3 protein-coding genes are annotated in these 1,858 nt (G+C 41.6%); all 3 read right to left on the reverse strand.

The window, feature by feature from the left end; all coding sequences use genetic code 11:
• Positions 1–218, reverse strand: a 218-nt coding sequence (locus ACYRYG_RS13230) for a hypothetical protein (protein ID WP_460198477.1), incomplete at its 3' end; no start/stop codon positions are given.
• 92 nt (positions 219–310) lie between these two features.
• Positions 311–502, reverse strand: coding sequence for a hypothetical protein (locus ACYRYG_RS13235; protein WP_460198478.1), 192 nt, complete (start codon positions 500–502; stop codon positions 311–313).
• An 18-nt stretch (positions 503–520) separates the two neighbouring features.
• Positions 521–1,858 (reverse strand): IPT/TIG domain-containing protein (locus ACYRYG_RS13240; RefSeq protein WP_460198479.1); only part of this gene is annotated, 1,338 nt, incomplete at its 5' end.

The following is a 1,858-nucleotide window of genomic DNA, read 5'->3' on the forward strand; positions in this document are numbered from 1 at the left end:
ATCCAGAATTCCGACACATTGCTACCAGGCTGTCCAGACGACATCTGTGCAAAAATTCCCGGGACATTTCCCGCCAAAGCATTGGAAAGACTTGCCGTCGGAGTCTTCAGCTGATCGACATCAACAGTAGTCACAGCACCCGTGACAGTAATCTTTTTGCGAGTTCCTAATCCTGTCACGATTACGTCATTCAGCACATTCGCTTTACTCGGCTTCATGGAAACATTGATAACTTTCTTATCTTTAATAAAGATTTCCTGTTTTTCATATCCAAGATAAGTAAAGATCAAGTAGGAATATTGATTTACACTTATTTTATAATGTCCGTCAAGTCCAGTCCAGTCACCGTACCCATACCGGGGCTATCCTTCACAGAAATTGTAACCCCAATCATCGGTTCATTCTTTTCATCGGTCACCGTTCCCGTAATTTCCATCTTGCCCTGGGCAAAAGTGGCAAGGCTTACCACAGTGAACAATAAAAGTGATAGTATCTTTTTCATAGATTATATTATTAGGTGTTATTCAGTAGAAAGATAACGGACGTCATGCAGATTTGTCTCTGCAAAATATAATGTATTCGTCACAGGATCATAGGCAATTGCACGAGGCTGCCATAAACGCGCTTCCTGGATCGGATCACCATTGACATAGCCATATGTATGATTATCCTTATTGATATGGGCACGACCTGCAACCAGAGAAGTTGCACCTTCAGGAGTAAGTTTGCGTATGCAGTCATTATGGGAATCTGCCCAATAAAAATCATACTGGTCATCCTTACCTTCCTTTACATATTCAGAATTCTTGACAAAACAACCTTCGACAAAAAGATAGGCAAGACGGGCTGCGCTCCCTACACCTTCCACATAACCCCTACTACTACAACTTCCGCATACAACGGTCGGATATTCAAATTCCTTAGTCGTTTCATTATAGTTTGAGCGCAGGATGGCATGTATATCCGGGCCGACAATATACATATATTTTCCACTCGGGTGCATGATGAAATTCTCCTTTAAACCTCCTGAAGCATTTAAAAAGCCCGATAAATTAAACAATAATTTATCTTTGTATTGTCCAGTTGAAGGATCGTAAGTTCCGTTTACCTTGTAAACGCCGCCATTCGCCCAAGACTGGTAAAAAACCGTATGATCCCCCGGATGGGAGCATACGGTATAAGCACACGGACCATAATGATACGGACGGACACGCTGGAAGTTTTCATTTCGAAGAGCATAATAAATATTTGGGCGTGTATTATCTGTTGCATTCCCATTATCATCCGGCATAAGCAACGTATCACCTTCCTCTGTAAAACAAAAACTACGCATCTCATTATATTTCATAGGAAGCACCAGACTATAAGTCTGATCTATAAGATCCAATTTATGGATACCTGTATCCCATCCGGAAAGATAGATACACCTGTGCCCATTGGCATCATGATCCTGATAGACCATAAAATCCACAGAATTCACACTCGCATCCTTAAAAGGACCAGAAATATCACCTAAAGAATTGCCATTATCATCAACCTGGCGGATCAAAGTTGCTACACGCGTCGCTGCCTGATAGTCAAACGGTTTTGCAAAGGTATATCGTACCAAAGTATCACCCTTTTCATTCAGGAAACAAACCTTAACGGTTTTTTCAAATGCTCTTTTCGGTACCATACAATAGATGGTTTTGCCATTAGAACCGATCACCTTCGCACTTACACCTCCGATAGTTACAGCAATATTATCAGGATTAGTCTCAAAATTACTCCCATTAATAAAGAAACGGGTTCGGGACCCGCCTCCACTAGGGGTAAAATCCGTAAATGTCACAGCCTCCTTGGGATTATAGCCTGTAAC

This window comes from Segatella asaccharophila (genome assembly GCF_054687055.1).